The 1,471-nt window shown below is 51.8% G+C and carries 1 rRNA gene; it reads right to left on the bottom strand.

Going from position 1 to position 1,471, the window contains the following annotated elements:
• Positions 1-24 precede the first annotated feature (24 nt).
• A 23S ribosomal RNA gene (locus FTV28_RS13430) occupies positions 25-1,471 on the bottom strand; the annotation flags it as partial.

Below are 1,471 nucleotides of genomic sequence, written 5' to 3'. Positions count from 1 at the left end.
CAACCCCAACTGTTTGGGTGTTGTATAGTCAAGCCTCACGAGCAATTAGTATTGGTCAGCTTCACATATCGCTATGCTTCCACATCCAACCTATCAACGTCGTAGTCTTCAACGGCTCTTTAGGAGGCATAAAGCCTCGGGGAAATCTTATCTTGAGGTAGGCTTCCCGCTTAGATGCTTTCAGCGGTTATCCCTTCCGAACATAGCTACCCGGCGATGCGACTGGCGTCACAACCGGTACACCAGAGGTTCGTCCACTCTGGTCCTCTCGTACTAGGAGCAGATCCTCTCAAATTTCCAGCGCCCACGGTAGATAGGGACCGAACTGTCTCACGACGTTCTAAACCCAGCTCGCGTACCTCTTTAAATGGCGAACAGCCATACCCTTGGGACCTGCTTCAGCCCCAGGATGAGATGAGCCGACATCGAGGTGCCAAACACCGCCGTCGATATGAACTCTTGGGCGGTATCAGCCTGTTATCCCCAGAGTACCTTTTATCCGTTGAGCGATGGCCCTTCCATACAGAACCACCGGATCACTAAGACCTACTTTCGTACCTGCTCGACTTGTGGGTCTCGCAGTTAAGCGCGCTTTTGCCTTTATACTCTACGCGTGATTTCCGACCACGCTGAGCGCACCTTCGTACTCCTCCGTTACTCTTTAGGAGGAGACCGCCCCAGTCAAACTACCCACCAGACATGGTCCTCGTCCCGGATAACGGGACAGAGTTAGAACCTCAACATTACCAGGGTGGTATTTCAAGGACGGCTCCACTCGGACTAGCGTCCAAGTTTCAAAGCCTCCCACCTATCCTACACAAGTAAGGTCAAAGTTCAATGTCAAGCTGCAGTAAAGGTTCACGGGGTCTTTCCGTCTAGCCGCGGGTACACCGCATCTTCACGGCGAATTCGATTTCACTGAGCCTCTGCTGGAGACAGCGCCGCCATCATTATGCCATTCGTGCAGGTCGGAACTTACCCGACAAGGAATTTCGCTACCTTAGGACCGTTATAGTTACGGCCGCCGTTTACTGGGGCTTCGATCAAGAGCTTCGCTTACGCTAACCCCATCAATTAACCTTCCAGCACCGGGCAGGCATCACACCCTATACGTCCACTTTCGTGTTTGCAGAGTGCTATGTTTTTAATAAACAGTTGCAGCGGCCTGGTTTCTGAGGCTGTCGACAGCTCAAGGAGCGAGTCCTATCACCATCAACAGCGTACCTTCTCCCGAAGTTACGGTACCATTTTGCCTAGTTCCTTCAGCAGAGTTCTCTCAAGCGCTTTGGTCTACTCGACCTGACCACCTGTGTCGGTTTCGGGTACGATTCCAGTGTAACTGAAGCTTAGAGACTTTTCCTGGAAGCAGGGTATCAGCCACTTCACTGTACAAGTACAGCTTGCTATCAGATCTCAGCATAGAGCACCCCGGATTTGCCTAAGATGCATGCCTACTTCCTTTCACCTGGAC

The sequence above is a fragment of the Acinetobacter sp. YH12252 genome (genome assembly GCF_013417365.1).
Classification (GTDB): domain Bacteria; phylum Pseudomonadota; class Gammaproteobacteria; order Pseudomonadales; family Moraxellaceae; genus Acinetobacter; species Acinetobacter towneri.
The sequence above is the reverse complement of the archived record's forward strand: the minus strand, read 5'-3'. Positions and strand labels throughout refer to the sequence as shown.